We start from the raw sequence: 15,398 nt of genomic DNA on the forward strand, positions 1-15,398 counted from the left end.
ATCAATGTTGAATCGTCAGGCCCGCGGGCCGGTTAAAAGTGGCTCTGGATCTTCAAACCGCCGACCAGCGCATCGTCCACTGCCTGTACCCCGCCCGGATGGCGGATGTATTGCAGGTTCGGGCGCAGGGTCAGCCAGTTGGCCAGGTGGATGCCGTAGTACAGCTCGGCGCTGTATTCGGTGTCCTGGACCGGCAGGAAGGCCGGTTCGTCGAAATCATCGACGCCGGCGACGCGGTTGTGCGCCGCGGCGTTCTTGCGGTAGGCCGGGTTGACGTGCACGCGGGCCAGGGCGAAGCCGATATCGTCCTGGGCCCTGGCGTCGAACGGCCCCTTGTACACCACACCTGCCTGAACGTAGTTGTCGATGGCATTGGTCTTCTTGTCGTGCAGCGTGGCATTGGCGAAAACGCTCAGGCCACGGGAATGGTCGCTGGCCAACGACGTCACCTGCTGCTGCGCGCCCAGCCAGAAACCATGCTTGCTCGAGCGGCTGCGGTAGGCTTGGCCGCTCAGCGCGGCAGGCTGGCCGTTGGCGTCGCGGTAAACATCCTTGGCGTTGGCATTACTGTAGTAGTACCCCGCCCGATATTCCCCCTTAAGGCTTCTGATTACCGGGCTCCAGACCAGTTCAACCGGGAACATCGCGCCCTGGGTGCCGCTGCCACTGAGTTTGAAGCCGTTGTTGCGTTCTAGGTTCGACGGGTTCTGCTCGAAGGCGCCCACCTGGGCGTACAGCTCGGGGCTGAAGTTGTAGCGCACCCGCGCGGCCCATTGGCTGACGGGCCAGTTGTACCAGCTGTCGCCGACCCAGTTGCCGACCTGGGAGCCGCAGAACGCCAGGTTCTGGAAGTCGCAGGGGAAGCTGTTGAAGTCCTCGCCTTCGCCGAAGCGCCCGGCCTTCACGTCCAGGGCACCGTCGAAGTACTTCTGCCTGATCCACAGCTGCGTCAGCCGCCAGGTCTGGCCACGGCCCCAGACTTCCTGGGCCGAAGTGAAACCACCAACGCGGGGATCGTTGATGCGGTCGTTGCTGATGTTGTTGCCGTGGCGCTCGGTGATGGTCAACTGGAACTCGGTGGCGTTCCAGCCGAGGATCCGGTCCAGGTCCAGATGGCTGCCGAAGGCGAACTGATCGCTGTAGCGCGCGCTGCGGTCGTGGTCGTAGCCGCCGTGCAGGTTGCTGCCCATTTCCCCGGTGTAGTCCAGGCTGAAGTCATAGCCGCGCTCGGCCAGCGCGCTGCGGGTGCCGTTCCAGTCGCCGAGCATCCATGGGGAGTCGGCGCTGAACATCGGCGTGGCCTGGACAGAGGCGGCGAGGGCGCACAACAGCGGTGCGGCGAGGAGTCGGAAAGCAGGGGGGCAGGGCATGAGATAGCGCTATCTTTTGATTGTTGAAAAAAACGGCAGATATCCCGGCGCTGGGAGTTCGCCAGGATTCTTCGGTAAATTCGGAGTGATTAAGCGTTTCAGCTTGGGGCGGGGAGGATATAGAGGATTGATGGGGTTGGAAAGGCTGGAGGTTGTCAGGGTGTTTTGTGGGATTGGTAATAATCCTGTGGTGACCTTACGGGCCTCATCGCCGGCAACGCCGGCTCCCACAGGTTGGACTGCCCCCAAGAAGTTGGAGACTAATCCAACCCTTGGGGGAGTTATGAGTAAGTACACCGAGCAGTTCAAGCTCACAGCCATCACTGCCTACCTGGAGGGCACCGATGGTTTCCGAAAGGTAGCCCAGCATTTCGGTATCGATTTCAGCCTGCTGAGGCGCTGGGTGGCGAGCTATAAAGCCCGTTCCACTATCAGTCCCATACCTCACGGTCAGCGCTACGACATCGATTTCAAGCGCAGGGTCGTGCAGTACATGCGCGAGCATCGGCTTTCCCTGCGTCAAACGGCAGCTCACTTCGGCTTGGGACAGTCCTCCCGGGTAGGCATTTGGGAGCACCAGTACTACAGTGGCAACCTTGCCACCTCTACTGCCACTCAACGAAAAAAGTCTGCCGACGTGTCCAAGAAGATCAAGCCACTCAAACCCACTGACACTGACGACGCGCTGAAGCCGCGAGATCAGCTCATGGCAGAACTCGAGTATCTGCGCATGGAGAACGCTGTCCTAAAGGAGCTGAAGGCTTTGAGAGAGGAGAAGGAACGAAGGCAAGAGAAAAAACGCTGATCGTCTCCAGACTCCGAACCCGATTCCCGCTGTCAGCGTTGTTGGCCCTGGTCGAGTTGTCGAACAGCACCTTCTACTACCAGCTCAAAAGCCTTCAAAAGCCGGATAAACACGCCGATCTGAAAGAGCTGGTGGGTCAGGTCTATCACAAGGAAAAAGGGCTCTATGGGTATCGGCGTGTGACGCTTGCGATCAAGAATCAAGGCATCCTGGTGAACAAGAAGGTTGTGGAGCGGCTGATGGCCGACCAAGGTTTGCGGGCGGTCGTGCGGCCTAAAAAGTATCGGTCCTATCGAGGAGAAATAGGCAGGATTGCCGAGAATCTGCTGGAGCGAAACTTCATTGCCCAGCGGCCCAATCAGAAGTGGGTAACTGACGTAACCGAGTTTAAAGTGGCTCAGCAAAAGCTCTATCTCTCACCAGTGATGGACTTGTACAACAGTGAGATCGTGGCCTACGAGATCGCTCGCCGCCCAAGCTATGAGCTGGTGGGGAACATGCTGGAAAAAGCCCTGAGTAGCTTGGGAAAGGAGCCGAAGCTGGTCATCCACTCTGATCAGGGATGGCATTATCAGCAGCGCCAATACCGCGAAAAACTTGAGCAGCGTGGGGTAAAGCAGAGCATGTCGCGCAAAGGAAATTGCCTGGATAACGCCGCTATGGAAAGCTTCTTCGGCACGCTCAAGTCTGAGTTTTTCTATTTGAAGCGGTTTGAGAGCATCGAAGAGCTGACCACCGGTCTGGACGAGTACATCCGCTACTACAACCATGACCGCATCAAGCTGAGGTTAAACGGCCTAAGCCCTGTCGATTACAGGGCTCAAGCTGCTAGCTAAAACTGTCCAACTTTTCGGGGGCAGTCCAGGTTTCGCGGCGCATGCTGGGCCCTGTGGGAGCCGGCGTTGCCGGCGATGGTGGCACCACGAATCAGAAGGTCGTCCGCAGCCCCACCTCCACACTCCGCCCCGCAGCCGGCGCCACGTCCCGCAGGATCGAGCTGGCATAGCGCACGGTCTGGTCAGTCAGGTTTTCACCGCGGACGAACGCCAGCCATTCGCTTTCACCCACATTGAAGCGATACCCGACGCTGGCGCCCAAGGTGGTGTAGCCATCGGTGCTGGTCTCGTTGGCCGGCTTGCGATGCTGTGATGCGGCGTGCTGCGCATCGATCCGTGCCTGCCAGCGATCCAGGTTCCACACCAGCCCGCTGTTCAGGCGCAGCGGCGCGATGCGCGGAAGGTCTTCGCCAGTGTCGAGGTTCCTGGCCCGGGTGTAGTCGCCGGACAGTTCCAGGGCGAAGCTGCCGTAACGATTTTCCAGCAATTGCCAGCGGTCCTGCGCCTCGATGCCGTAGAAGCGCGCCCGCACGCCGCTGTACAGGTACTCGGGGATATCACCGTCGTCGTGGTCATGGTCATGATCGTCATCGCCATGGTCGTGGCCTTCGCGCAGTTCGCCACTGGCCAGCAGGCCGATGTAGTTGCGGAAGTGGCTGTAGAACACGCCGACGCTGCCTTTGTGCGTACCGTTGTCGAAACGCAGGGCAAGATCGCCGGAGATGGCTTTTTCCTTCGACAGGTTGGGGTCGCCCACTTCGTAGGCGCCGGTGGCGACGTGGGCGCCGTTGGCATACAGCTCGTAGAAGGTCGGCGCGCGTTCGGTATAGCCGAGGCTGGCGGCCAGGGACCAGATCGGTGTCAGTCGATAGACCGCGCCCGAGGACAGGCTGGCAGCCGTGAAGCTGCTGGCGCTGTCGGCTGCGGCGAAGCGCTCGTTGCCCTTGGCGTCCGGATCGACCCGGGTGTGCTCCAGGCGTCCGCCCAGGCTCACGGCCAGGCGTTCGCTGGCTTGCCACTGCTCCAGGACGAACAGGGCGACGCTGTCGGTATCGGTCTGCGGGACGAAGGCTTCTTCGCCCAGGGCGGAGAATTCGTTGCGGTTGACCTGCGCACCGATCACCCCTTCCAGCGGCCCCAGTGGCTGGTGACGGGCTTCGACCCGGGCCTCGTAGCCCTTGTTCTTGAAGGTGGTGTGGACTTCGCCTTCTTCGAGTTCGCTGTGCTTGTAGTCGGTGTAGCCGAGATCGACCTTCAGCGAACTGAACGGGCCTTCCAGGTCACGGATTTCCGAAGCGAAGCCGTAGTGGTCCTGCTCCATGGCCAGGCGCACGCCGGGCTCGGCCACCGAGCCGTAGTTGCCGTCGTAGCGGCTGTAGGACACGCCAGTGTAGCCATGCTCCCAGGTATAGGAACCGCCGACCGCGCCACCGTCCTGGCGACCGTCGCTGTTTTCCAGGCGATGGCGGCTTCCGGGCTCGTCGGCGTCCCGTACCTTCGAACTGCGGGCGTAGCCGGGGATGCGCAGGTCGTTGAATTGCCGGCTGTTGGCGTCCAGGTGCAGGGCGAACTGCCCGTTGCCGGTCTCCAGTCTGCCTGCCGCGCTGCGTGTGGTATCGGCGCCGCCGTAGCGCAGTTCGCCGGCACCCTGGATACCTTCGATGGCCTCGGTCGGAATGCGATTGTCGAAGGTGTTGACCACGCCGCCGATGGCGTTGCCGCCATAGAGCAGCGCGGCCGGACCACGAACGATTTCCACCCGGTCGATGTTCACCGGATCCAGCGGCACGGCATGGTCGTAAGACAGTGACGATGCGTCGAGCGCGCCGATGCCGTTGCGCAGGATACGAATCCGGTCGCCATCCAGGCCACGAATGATCGGGCGGCTGGCGCCCGGTCCGAACCAGGTGGAGGACACGCCCGGCTCGCCATCGAGGGTTTCGCCGAGGCTGCCTTTTTGTTGCAGCAGCAGCCGGTCGCCTTCGAGCACGCTGCTCGGCGTCGCCAGTTGGGCGTTGCCCAGCGGATTGGCAGTGATCACCTGGGGCTCCAGTTCCAGGGCCTGGCTGGGCGATGACGCTAGCCAGAGCGCGACAGCGAGAGGAGAGAGCGGGTGGGGCAGGTAACGCATGGAGGGTCCTTGGCAGGTTATGAATGGTTACACTATAACATTGCAATAATGTCCATTTGCAATCCACCTGGAGGACCACCCCGCGAACTAGACTGTCTGGAGCATTGCCCCGCTGCACAAAGGGGCCTAAGGTGCGCACCTTCGTTTGGCTGGAGCACTGGCATGACCGCCACTGACAAGAACCCGCTGCATGGCGTGACCCTGGAACAGATCCTCAATGCCCTGGTGGCCCGCTACGAATGGTCCGGGCTGGCGCAGCGCATCGATATTCGCTGCTTCAAGAGCGATCCGAGCATCAAGTCGAGCCTGACCTTCCTGCGCAAGACGCCGTGGGCACGGGAAAAGGTGGAAAGCCTCTATCTGAAGATGCTGCGTGACATCAAGCGCGAGCAGTAGGCGCATGAGTGCAAAGGGCTGGACCGGTGCCGCGGCGGTGCTTGGCTGGTTCGGGCTGACGGTGCAGTTGTACCTGATCCTGATCGCCCGCTGGCAGGGCGACGCCAGCCTGCTGGGCGGGCTGGTGAATTTCTTCGGTTTCTTCACCGTGCTCAGCAACATCCTGGTTGCCACCGTACTGACCGCTGATGCCTTCGGGCGTGACGCTTCGGCACGGCGTTTCTGGCTGGCGTCTTCGGTGGTGTCCGGTGTGTTGGCGAGCATTCTGTTCGTGGCGATCGCCTACAGCCTGCTGCTGCGCCATCTCTGGCAGCCCCGGGGCTGGCAATGGGTTGCCGATGGCCTGTTGCATGACGTGATGCCGCTGCTGTTCGCGCTGTATTGGTGGCGGCGGACGCACAAGGGCGCCTTGCGCATTGGCCATGTGCTGGCCTGGTCGGGGTATCCGCTGGTGTATTTCGGCTATGTCCTGCTGCGCGGGCAGATGATCGGGTTCTACCCGTATCCGTTCATCGATGTCGCCGCGCTCGGCTACGAGCAGGTGCTGCTCAATGCGCTGGTGATGCTCGCGGCGTTCATGCTCCTGGGCCTGTGCGTCGTCGGCCTGGACCGCTGGCAGGGAAAGCGCCGGGGCCAGGCCTGAACGCTATCACTCCTCGTCGTGCGGATCGAGGCGCCAGTAGGCGGCGGCCTTGAGGCGATCGTCGGCCACGCCTTTCTCTTCAAGCAGCAGCGCCTTGGCCTTGCGGGTCAGGGCCTTTTCCAGGGCAACCCAGGCGTACAGCTCGCCGCCCGGCAATTGCAGGCCGGCCAGCACGTCCAGCACCGACTGCTTGTGCCGTTCGACCCAGATCACCTCGACATCGGCCTTGCTCGGCAGCGGCTGGCGCTCATGCTCGTCCTCGATTTCCACCACTACCAGCACCTTGCGCCCGCTGCCGAGCTCTTCGAGGCGCCGGCCAATGGCCGGAATCGCGGTCTCGTCGCCCACCAGCAGGTAGCTGTCGAAGATGTCCGGTACCACCAGCGAGCCCCGTGGGCCGGCGATATTCAGCCTGTGGCCGGGTTTGGCCTGGGCCGCCCAGGTCGATGCCGGGCCATCGCCGTGGAGAACGAAGTCCAGGTCCAGTTCGTTGTTGACCAGGTCGATACGGCGCGGGGTGTATTCGCGCATGGTCGGCTTGATGCCGTCCTTCGGCAGGTCGAGGGCATTCATGGCCGCCTGCTCTTCGGCGTTGTTGGCGAACAGCAGCTTGACGTGGTCGTCGCTGCCCAGGCTGACGAAGCCCTGCAATTGCTCGCCGCCAAGGGTGATGCGGCGCATGCGCGGGGTCAGGTCGACCACCTTGAGTACCGTCAGTTGACGGTGCTTGATCGGGTGCATGACGCGGTGGATGGTGTTTTCGCTCGAAGTCATTCGGATGGCTCCTGGGAAGGGGAGGTGAGAGGTCCGGCAACGATGGCTTTTGCGGTTTCATTGAGCAGGTGGCGTACCCGCTCTATTTCTTGTGCGTTCCAGCGCCCGCTGTGCATCTGCAGGGCATGGCGCAGGTTGTGTACGGCTTCGTGGATCTCCGGCGGCCGGTCATGGCCGCGCAACGAGCGCTTGCTCACTTCGATGCGGGTGCGCACGCCATCCAGGGCCACAGCCTGTTCCTTCAGTGATTCGCGCCCGGCCTCGGTGGCCTGGTAGCGCTTCTTGCTGCCATGGACTTCGCCAATGATCAGCTCGCTCTCTTCAAGGAAGGTCAGGGTCGGGTAGATGACGCCGGGGCTCGGGCTGTAGTTGCCGTCGAACAGGGCTTCGATCTGGCGGATCAGGTCGTAGCCGTGGCAGGGCTGCTCGGCCAGCATGGCCAAAAGCAGCAGTTTCAGATCGCCCGGGGCGAAAACCCGCGGGCCCCGGTCGCCGCGCTCGCGACGGCGTTCGAAGCCTTCGGGCTCGCGGTGGGAAGAGTGGTGATCGCGCATGGGAGGGGCTCCTGGTTGCTTGCGATATGTCTCAAGATATTACTCAAGATATATCTTATTGCAAGTCCAGGTGCTGAAAGGTGTGTTGAAGCAAAGGGCCCTATCGCTGGCTTGCCAGCGATAGGGCCCTCAAGAACAACGAAGATCTAATGTGCCTGGGTAACACTCGCCCCAGGCTCCGCCGTCAGCGGCACCGCACACTGGGTATTGCCACCCGGCTTGAGATACGGCAGCAGCATCGGTGCCATGCCCTTGAGCACCTGCACCGGCAGCGCCGAGGTGAATTTGAACGACTCCGCGGCGCGCCCCGGCACGAACGCCGTCAGCGTGCCGAAATGGTTATCGCCCAGGTAGAACACGAAGGTCGCGGTGCGATTGAGCGAGCGCGAGCCGATCAGCCGGCCACCGGCACCGAAGCTTTCGATGCGGTTGTCACCGGTCCCGGTCTTGCCGCCCATGGTCAGCACGGTGCCGTCATCCAGCTTGAAGGTCCCGGAAACCCGCCTTGCCGTCCCGGCATCCACCACCTGCGACAGCGCCCCGCGCAAGGCCCGGGCCACTTCGACGGACAGCACCCGCTCGCCGCGGTCCGGATCCCCGGCCAGGCTCACTTCGTAGGGCGTTCCGGCAGCGAAATGCAGGGTATCGATGCGCAACACCGGCAAACGCACGCCATCGTTCTGGATGATCCCGATCAACTCGGCCAGTGCCGCCGGGCGGTCGCCGGAGCTGCCGATGGCGGTGGCAAGCGAGGGCACCAGGTGGTCGAAGGGGTAGCCGACCCGCTTCCAGCGCTGGTGGATATCGAGGAAGGCTTCGACTTCCACCAGGGTGCGGATGCGGCTGTCGCGTGCGCCCTTGTGCTTGCTTTTGAACAGCCAGCCATAGACTTCCTGGCGCTCGAAATGGCTGGCCAGGGTCGCTTCCTGGAAGCTGGCGCTGGGGTGCTTGAGCAGGTAGCCGACCAGCCACAGGTCCAGCGGGTGCGACTTGGCGATGAAGCCCTGGTCGGGCAGGTCGTACTTGCCGGGGCCGTAGGCGGCGTAGAGGATTTCCAGGCGCTCGTCGCTGAGCGGGTCCTTTTTGCCACCGGCCGGCTTGGCGACCACGCCTTCCTTCTTCATATGGGCGCGGACGAAGGCGTTGAAGGTGGCCTGGTCGGCCTCCGGGAACAGGTAGCGGTGCACTGCGGCCAGGCGGATCGGCGTGACCCGCAGACCGTCAAGGAAGGTGTCGAGCCGTTCCTGGGAGGTCTTGCGCTGGTATTTTTTCCAGAACCGGCGCAGGAAATCGGTGCCTTCGCGGTCGGCGAAGCGCGCCAGGTATTCCTGGCGCCGCGGTTCGGCATCGTCCTTGAGCAGGGCCGCGCTGTTGCCCGGCGCCTGGTAGGTGCTGTAGCGCACCAGGTCGCGCATCAGGCGAATGAACGGCAGGTTGATCGACTCGCGCAGGGCGTCCTTGAGGGTCGGGATGCGCCCGTTGTCTTCCTTGCGGAAGTTGTTGAACACATGCAGCCCGCCGCCGGTGAAGAACGCCTCGCCGGGACTGGCCGAGTACTTGCGTTCAAGGGCGGCGTCGAGCATAGCGTTGATGTCGCGGTCCTTGTTCTGGATCAGCCAGTCGATGGACCAGCGGGTGATGAAATCGACATCGGCCACTTCGACTTTCTTCAGTTCAGCGACCGACATCTTGCCGTAGCGGTCATGCAGCTCGGAAATGATCTCCAGGTAGCTGGTCAGCACCCGCAGCTTCGCGGTAGAGCCCAGTTCCAGCTTGCTGCCTTCGTTGATATCGAAGGGCTGGTCGGTGCTGTCGGTCTGCACCCGCACCCGCGAGCCGTCGGCGGTGCGCTCCATGAGGGTGAAGCTGTAGCGCACCTGGGTGGTACTGGTGGGCGTCAGCAGCCGCTCGCCGAACAGGCCCATCTTCGCCGCGAACTCCGGATTGGCAAGGTCGCGCAGGTACTGGCTGATCTGTTCCTGCAGGTCCGATTGCAGGGTGCTGGTGGCCGACAGATCGAGGCGGTCGAGGTCGTACAGCGGGCGGTTGAGCATGCTCGACAAGCGGCTGCGGGCCACGCTGATGCCCTTGTTGGTGACGATCGGCACGATGGTCGGCTGGGCCACCCAGTCGCGGTAGATGGCCTTGCTCGCCAGGGCCGCGTCGGCCAGCGGCTTGTCGATGATGTTGTTGGCGGCGAGCAGGCGGACATGGCTGTCGGTCAGGGTCGCCAGTTCGTTGCGGCCCTTGGACAAAAAGTGCGAAGGCCGGCGCTGGGCGATCATCAGCGACAGTACCTGGCGCAGGGCCAGGCCACGGGCGGCAAGGGTGTCGGGGTCGGTGGCGGTGGACGACAGCAGGCGGTTGACCTCGGCGAAGTCGGCGCCATACCAGACCCGCAGGCCTTCGGCCATGCCGTGCACTTCGCCATGCCCGGGCACCGCCGACAGCGGCACGCTGTTGAGATAGTCGCGAACGATGCGTTGGCGTGCTTCCAGGGTCTGCGGGCCGTCCTGGTAGGCGCGCACGCTGGCGGAAATCATCTGGCGAATCTTCTCGGCGCCGGACACGGTCAGGCCGTCCGGCGAATGGCGGTATTTCTCCAGTTGCGTGGCCAGGGTACTGCCGCCCGCCGACTGGCCGGGCAACGCCAGGTACTTGGCGACCTGGGTGTAGGCCGCCTTGGCGAAGCGCGGCCAGTCCACGGCCGGGTTGGCATTGGGGTCATTGGGGTCGAGCAGGTCGCGGTTTTCGATGAACAGCAGGCTGTGCACCATCACCGGCGGGATCGAGGCGAAGTCGGGGTAGAGATGCTGGGGGTACTGGTACTGGTAAAGCACGCTGCCCTTGCAGTCGGTGATGCTCAGGCCGCTCTGGATCTTCTCGGTATAGGGTACGAAGAAGCCGTGGTTGACGTAGTCCATCAGTGCCGGGGAGAAGCGCGTCTGTTCCACTACCACGTAGTCCCGCTTCAGCAGGCGCGGGATGAACTCGCCGAGGGCGCTGTAGCCAAGGCGCTTGTCGAACGGGCCTTCACCCGGATAGACGATCGCATCGCTTGGCCCCTTGTGCATCGAGTAGCTGAGGGTGGCGGCGAAGCGGCTGAATTCCCGGGACTGGATGGCCGAGGTCTGCATTTCCTTGGCTGCCGCATAGGCCAGCAGGGCCAGGGTAACCAGCACGATCAGGAACAGCAGCCACCACAGCAGGCGCAGCCGGGAACGACGCGGAGGCGGTGGAGGGGACGGCGGTACTTCCGATTGCTCGGCGGCTGCGAGGTTACTGCCGTTATCGGAGTGCCACTGTGCGCCCATAGTCTTAAGCCTGATTTCGTTATTTCTCTTGCTTTGTCTGAAGCTTAGACGCTGGTCGCAGGCGTAGCGGAAATTGTTGGGTGTCGTCGGTTATTTCCTAAGTAACAGTAGGAAATATCCCGTTATGCTGCTTTGGCAGTTGGGCGACGACGTGTCGGACTAGGGTGATGGCCTGTCTCTCATCTCGAACGGGGATCGAACCCATGCCCACCCTGAAACGCGAGCTTGGCGAACGCCATATGCGCCTGATCGCCTTGGGCGCCTGTATCGGCGTCGGCCTGTTCCTCGGCTCGGCCAGGGCCATCGAGATGGCCGGGCCGGCGATTCTCCTGGCCTACCTCGCCGGCGGCCTGGTGATTCTGGTGATCATGCGTGCGCTCGGCGAACTGGCCGTGCACAACCCGGTAGCCGGCTCGTTCAGCCGCTATGCCCACGACTACCTTGGTCCGCTGGCGGGCTTTCTTACCGGCTGGAACTACTGGTTCGCCCTGATGGTGATCTGCGTCGCGGAAATCAGCGCGGTGGCTATCTACATGGGGGTCTGGTTTCCCGACACACCGCGCTGGCTGTGGGCGCTCGCGGCGCTGGCCAGCATGGGCGCGATCAACCTGCTGGCGGTGAGGGCCTTCGGCGAATTCGAGTTCTGGTTCGCCCTGGTCAAGGTGATCACCATCCTGGGCCTGATCCTGGGCGGGGTCGGCATCATCGCCTTCGGCCTGGGCAACGACGGCGTGGCAACCGGCATCGCCAATCTTTGGCGTCACGACGGTTTCATGCCCAAGGGCCTGGAAGGCGTGCTGATGTCGCTGCAACTGGTGATGTTCGCCTACTTCGGCACCGAGCTGATCGGCCTCACCGCAGGCGAAACCAGGTGCCCGGAAACCACCATTCCCCGTGCCATCGGTTCGATGTTCTGGCGGGTGATGCTGTTCTATGTCGGTGCGTTGTTCGTGATCCTGTCGATCTATCCGTGGCACGGGATCGGCAGCGGCGTTAGCCCCTTCGTGCTCACCTTCGAGCGCCTGGGCATTCGCACGGCGGCGGGGCTGATCAATTTCGTGGTGATCACGGCGGCCCTGTCGGCCTGCAACGCAGCGATCTTCAGCACCGGGCGGATGCTCTGCACCCTGGCGGAAAAGGGCCAGGCGCCGGCGCTGTTCGGGCGTACCACGGCGAGCGGGGTGCCGCGCAACGCGCTGCTGCTGTCGCTCGCCGTGTTGCTGCTGGGCGTGCTGGGCAATTACCTGGTACCCGAGCAGGTGTTTCTCTGGGCCACGGCCATCGTTACCTTCGGTGCGATCTGGACCTGGGCGGTGATCCTGCTGGCGCAACTCAGGTTTCGGGCCGGGTTGAGCCCTGAAGAACGTGGGCGGCTGGGCTATCCGATGTGGCTGTGGCCGTGGAGTTCGTACCTGGCCCTGGCGTTTCTCGGGCTGGTGCTGGGGGTGATGGGGTATTTCGGGGATTTGCGGGTGGCCCTTTATATCGGGCCGGGGTTTCTGCTGGGGTTGGCGGGAGTCTATTACTGGCTGAAGATCTGAAGGTGCTCTTCAGGGCCTCATCGCCGGCAACGCCGGCTCCCACAAGGTCCGGCAGTGTGGCGGACCTTGTGGGAGCCGGCGTTGCCGGCGATGAGGCCCTCAGATCAAATCACCTGTACCGGCACCACCCGGGTCAGCCTTTTGTTCCAGTCCAGCCACAACGCCAGCCCCATCATCAACCCGAGCCCCAGCAATGCGGTTACCACCTGCATCGCCCAATGATCCCCGGCCAGCGCATTGCCCATGTCCGCAAGCGGTGCCAGCAGCACGCCAAGGCAGAACACCTCCAGCGAATACCTGCCCATCCGGCAACTCTGCCGCGCCAGCCAGGTGTCCACCCACGGCCCGGCGGGCAGCAGCTTCGCCGTGCAATAGGCCAGCGCCAGGAAATGCAGCAAGCGCGTCGGCGACAGGTTGGTCTTGCTGATCGGATACAACCACTCCGCCAGCCACTTCGGCATCACCGCGTCATGCACCTCGGGCCAGCGCCACGACAGGGCAATCACGGCACACAGCACCAGGTAGATCGCCGAGACCACGAACAACGGCTGCCGAAGCAATGGCCGCCGCTCCGGCGCCTGCTCGCGCTGTCCATTGATCGCCACCGCGCCGCCAAGAATGAACAGCAACTGCCAGGCCAGCGGGTTGAAGAACCATACCCCGCCTTCCTGCGCCGCCAGGTTCCACTGGAACATCGGCGCCATCAGGTACAGCGCGACCGACACCCCGACCACGTATTCCGCCTTCCTCATCAGCAACGGCAGCACCAGTGGCAGCCCGAGCAGCAGCAGGATGTATAGCGGCAGCGGGTCCATCAGGTTGGGCTTGAAGCGCAGCAGCAGTTCGTCCACCAGTGCCTGCTGCGGATTGCCGAGGAAGTAGTAGAGGCCCATTTCCTGGATCATGTCGCGGGTTTCCACATGGTTATTGGCGACGAAGACGATGCCCATCAACAACACCAGCAGGAAGATATGCACCACGTAAAGCACCCACGCCCGGCGCAGGATGCGCACGCAGGCCACTACCCAGCCGTCGCGCAGCGCCACCTTGCCGTAGGCCAGCACCGCCGCGTAGCCGGCGAGGAAGACGAAGATCTCCGCGGCGTCGCTGAAGCCGAAATTGCGTACGGTCAGGTTGGCCAGCGGGTTGCCGGGAATGTGGTCCCAGAAAATGAAGACCAGCGCCAGGCCCCGGAAGAAGTCGATTCGATGATCGCGGGCATTGGTCATGCTGAAGGCTCGTGCGAAGGGTATTTCACTAGAGGATCGAGCGCAGTGATCCCCGGTTCCGCGCCGTCGGTCATAACCGATCGACGGCGCGGAGGGTGGGCAGTTTCAACGGCGATTGCAACGGAGGGATGTTACTGAATGTCTCTCAGGCCGCCGCTTCGCTGTGCGGCTCGAAGCTGTCTGCCCGCGCCATGCGCCACATGCGCTGGTAGAACTCGCCGCTGACCTCGCCGCCCAACAGTTCTCCCGGCTTGAGGAACACATGCAATTGGGAGAACAGCTTGATCTCGGTAGCCGACATGCGTCGCACCAGGTGCTTGGCCTCCAGTTGCGACGGATGATCCAGGCCAGCGGCGGCAAGCATTTCCGCCAGGGCCTTGAGGGTGTTGCGGTGGAAGTTGAACACCCGTTCGGCCTTGTCCGGCACCACCAGGGCGCGCTGGCGCAGGCCGTCCTGGGTGGCGACCCCGGTCGGGCATTTGTTGGTGTGGCAGCTTTGCGACTGGATGCAGCCGATGGCGAACATGAAGCCCCGCGCCGAGTTGGCCCAGTCGGCGCCGATGGCCAGGACGCTGGCGATATCGAAGGCGCTGACGATCTTGCCGCTGGCGCCGAGCTTGATCTTGTCGCGCAGGTTGAGCCCGACCAGGGTGTTGTGCACGAACAGCAGGCCCTCGCGCAGCGGTACGCCGATATGGTCGGTGAACTCCACCGGCGCCGCGCCGGTACCCCCTTCCTTGCCGTCGACCACGATGAAGTCCGGGAGGATGCCGGTTTCCAGCATGGCCTTGGCGATGCCCATGAATTCCCAGGGATGGCCCAGGCAGAACTTGAAGCCCACCGGCTTGCCGCCGGACAGCTCACGTAATTGCGCGATGAACTGCATCATCTCGATCGGCGTGGAAAACGCGCTGTGCCGTGACGGCGAAATGCAGTCCTCGCCCATCATGATGCCGCGGGTCTCGGCGATCTCCCTGGTCACCTTGTGCTTGGGCAGGATGCCGCCGTGGCCGGGCTTGGCGCCCTGGCTCATCTTGATTTCGATCATGCGCACCTGCGGGTCCCGGGCCTGGGCGGCGAAGCGCTCGGGGTCGAAACGGCCGTCGGCGGTGCGGCAACCGAAGTAGCCGCTACCCAGTTCCCAGGTCAGGTCGCCGCCATGTTCGCGGTGATAGGGGCTGATACTGCCCTCGCCGGTGTCATGGGCGAAGTTTCCCAGTTTGGCACCGAGGTTGAGGGCGCGAATGGCATTGGCGCTCAACGAGCCGAAGCTCATCGCCGAGATGTTGAACACCGAGGCCGAGTACGGCTGGGTGCACTGCGGCCCGCCGACGATCACGCGGAACGCGGTGGGGTCGGCCAGCGGCGCCGGGCGCATGGAGTGGCCGATGAATTCGAAGCCGGACTGGTACACATCGATCAGCGTGCCGAACGGCTTGTCCGACTGCTCGTTCTTGGCCCGGGCGTACACCAGCGAGCGCTGCGCCCGGGAAAACGGCAGGGCATCGCTGTCGGCCTCCAGCAGGTACTGGCGGATCTCCGGGCGAATGCCCTCGACCAGATAGCGGATATTGCCGAGGATCGGGTAATTGCGCCGCACCGCGTGGCGCTTCTGCAGCAGGTCGAACACACCGATCAGGCTCAACACCCCGGTGGCCAGGGCGAACGGCCAGAGCCAGTCGTGCCGGAGGAAAGGCAGGCAGGCGAGGGTGAAGATGACGCAGGCGACGAAGAAGGCGTAGCGGCTCAGGAGTGACAGGCTCATACGGTTTCCTTGTGGGGCACGTCAGGCAAGCCGTAAACCA

Annotated in this window: 11 protein-coding genes; 4 read left to right on the top strand and 7 right to left on the bottom strand. The window is 63.2% G+C overall.

Going from position 1 to position 15,398, the window contains the following annotated elements:
- Nucleotides 1-32: 32 nt before the first annotated feature.
- Nucleotides 33-1,370, bottom strand: coding sequence for a carbohydrate porin (locus ACPFMA_RS06145; protein WP_420059470.1), 1,338 nt, complete (start codon nucleotides 1,368-1,370; stop codon nucleotides 33-35).
- 283 nt (nucleotides 1,371-1,653) lie between these two features.
- Between ACPFMA_RS06145 and ACPFMA_RS06150 the strand changes: the two genes are divergently transcribed.
- Nucleotides 1,654-3,011 (top strand): IS3 family transposase gene (locus ACPFMA_RS06150; RefSeq protein WP_425928249.1). Its coding sequence is split into 2 segments (ribosomal slippage): nucleotides 1,654-2,127 and nucleotides 2,130-3,011, totalling 1,356 coding nucleotides; the frame shifts between segments, so codons are not numbered across the junction.
- A gap of 91 nt (nucleotides 3,012-3,102) precedes the next feature.
- Here ACPFMA_RS06150 and ACPFMA_RS06155 read toward each other — a convergent pair.
- Nucleotides 3,103-5,142 carry a TonB-dependent receptor gene (locus ACPFMA_RS06155; protein ID WP_425929848.1) on the bottom strand — a complete coding sequence of 680 codons (2,040 nt, stop codon included), beginning with the start codon at nucleotides 5,140-5,142 and terminating at the stop codon, nucleotides 3,103-3,105.
- 162 nt (nucleotides 5,143-5,304) lie between these two features.
- On the opposite strand from ACPFMA_RS06155, the gene ACPFMA_RS06160 reads away from it, so the two are divergent.
- Entirely contained in the window at nucleotides 5,305-5,538 is a 234-nt protein-coding gene (locus ACPFMA_RS06160; protein ID WP_009399821.1) for a VF530 family DNA-binding protein, read from the top strand.
- A 4-nt stretch (nucleotides 5,539-5,542) separates the two neighbouring features.
- A complete protein-coding gene (locus tag ACPFMA_RS06165) occupies nucleotides 5,543-6,181 on the top strand; it encodes a Pr6Pr family membrane protein (RefSeq protein ID WP_064305051.1) in 639 nt (212 codons plus the stop codon).
- Between the two features lie 6 nt (nucleotides 6,182-6,187).
- On the opposite strand, the gene ACPFMA_RS06170 is transcribed toward ACPFMA_RS06165, so the two are convergent.
- The 3 genes from ACPFMA_RS06170 to ACPFMA_RS06180 form a co-directional block, all read right to left on the bottom strand.
- Nucleotides 6,188-6,955 carry a siderophore-interacting protein gene (locus ACPFMA_RS06170; RefSeq protein WP_425929849.1) on the bottom strand — a complete coding sequence of 256 codons (768 nt, stop codon included), beginning with the start codon at nucleotides 6,953-6,955 and terminating at the stop codon, nucleotides 6,188-6,190.
- Nucleotides 6,952-7,509 (bottom strand): PadR family transcriptional regulator, encoded by a 558-nt coding sequence (locus tag ACPFMA_RS06175; RefSeq protein ID WP_425929850.1) that lies wholly within the window; start codon nucleotides 7,507-7,509, stop codon nucleotides 6,952-6,954. The genes ACPFMA_RS06170 and ACPFMA_RS06175 overlap by 4 nt, the downstream gene beginning before the upstream one ends.
- A gap of 146 nt (nucleotides 7,510-7,655) precedes the next feature.
- Entirely contained in the window at nucleotides 7,656-10,823 is a 3,168-nt protein-coding gene (locus ACPFMA_RS06180) for a transglycosylase domain-containing protein (protein ID WP_425929851.1), read from the bottom strand.
- 203 nt (nucleotides 10,824-11,026) lie between these two features.
- On the opposite strand from ACPFMA_RS06180, the gene ACPFMA_RS06185 reads away from it, so the two are divergent.
- Nucleotides 11,027-12,364 carry an amino acid permease gene (locus ACPFMA_RS06185; RefSeq protein ID WP_425929852.1) on the top strand — a complete coding sequence of 446 codons (1,338 nt, stop codon included), beginning with the start codon at nucleotides 11,027-11,029 and terminating at the stop codon, nucleotides 12,362-12,364.
- Nucleotides 12,365-12,468: 104 nt separating this feature from the next.
- Here ACPFMA_RS06185 and ACPFMA_RS06190 read toward each other — a convergent pair whose 3' ends face one another.
- Both ACPFMA_RS06190 and ACPFMA_RS06195 read right to left on the bottom strand, forming a co-directional pair.
- Nucleotides 12,469-13,593, bottom strand: a complete 1,125-nt coding sequence (locus tag ACPFMA_RS06190) for an OpgC family protein (protein WP_425929853.1) — start codon at nucleotides 13,591-13,593, stop codon at nucleotides 12,469-12,471.
- Between the two features lie 145 nt (nucleotides 13,594-13,738).
- The gene (locus tag ACPFMA_RS06195; RefSeq protein ID WP_009399809.1) at nucleotides 13,739-15,358 is read right to left on the bottom strand and encodes an FMN-binding glutamate synthase family protein; all 1,620 of its coding nucleotides are present in this window, start codon (nucleotides 15,356-15,358) and stop codon (nucleotides 13,739-13,741) included.
- Between the last annotated feature and the right edge of the window lie 40 nt (nucleotides 15,359-15,398).

This window comes from Pseudomonas sp. NyZ201, from assembly GCF_049860765.1.
Classification (GTDB): domain Bacteria; phylum Pseudomonadota; class Gammaproteobacteria; order Pseudomonadales; family Pseudomonadaceae; genus Aquipseudomonas; species Aquipseudomonas bharatica.

Excerpts from the sequence above, each read along its gene's own strand:
- ACPFMA_RS06190 (WP_425929853.1), bottom strand. The coding sequence starts at position 13,593 with ATGACCAATGCCCGCGATCATCGAATCGACTTCTTCCGGGGCCTGGCG.
- ACPFMA_RS06175 (WP_425929850.1), bottom strand. The coding sequence starts at position 7,509 with ATGCGCGATCACCACTCTTCCCACCGCGAGCCCGAAGGCTTCGAACGC.
- ACPFMA_RS06165 (WP_064305051.1), top strand. The coding sequence starts at position 5,543 with ATGAGTGCAAAGGGCTGGACCGGTGCCGCGGCGGTGCTTGGCTGGTTC.
- ACPFMA_RS06145 (WP_420059470.1), bottom strand. The coding sequence starts at position 1,370 with ATGCCCTGCCCCCCTGCTTTCCGACTCCTCGCCGCACCGCTGTTGTGC.
- ACPFMA_RS06180 (WP_425929851.1), bottom strand. The coding sequence starts at position 10,823 with ATGGGCGCACAGTGGCACTCCGATAACGGCAGTAACCTCGCAGCCGCC.
- ACPFMA_RS06195 (WP_009399809.1), bottom strand. The coding sequence starts at position 15,358 with ATGAGCCTGTCACTCCTGAGCCGCTACGCCTTCTTCGTCGCCTGCGTC.
- ACPFMA_RS06155 (WP_425929848.1), bottom strand. The coding sequence starts at position 5,142 with ATGCGTTACCTGCCCCACCCGCTCTCTCCTCTCGCTGTCGCGCTCTGG.
- ACPFMA_RS06170 (WP_425929849.1), bottom strand. The coding sequence starts at position 6,955 with ATGACTTCGAGCGAAAACACCATCCACCGCGTCATGCACCCGATCAAG.
- ACPFMA_RS06160 (WP_009399821.1), top strand. The coding sequence starts at position 5,305 with ATGACCGCCACTGACAAGAACCCGCTGCATGGCGTGACCCTGGAACAG.
- ACPFMA_RS06185 (WP_425929852.1), top strand. The coding sequence starts at position 11,027 with ATGCCCACCCTGAAACGCGAGCTTGGCGAACGCCATATGCGCCTGATC.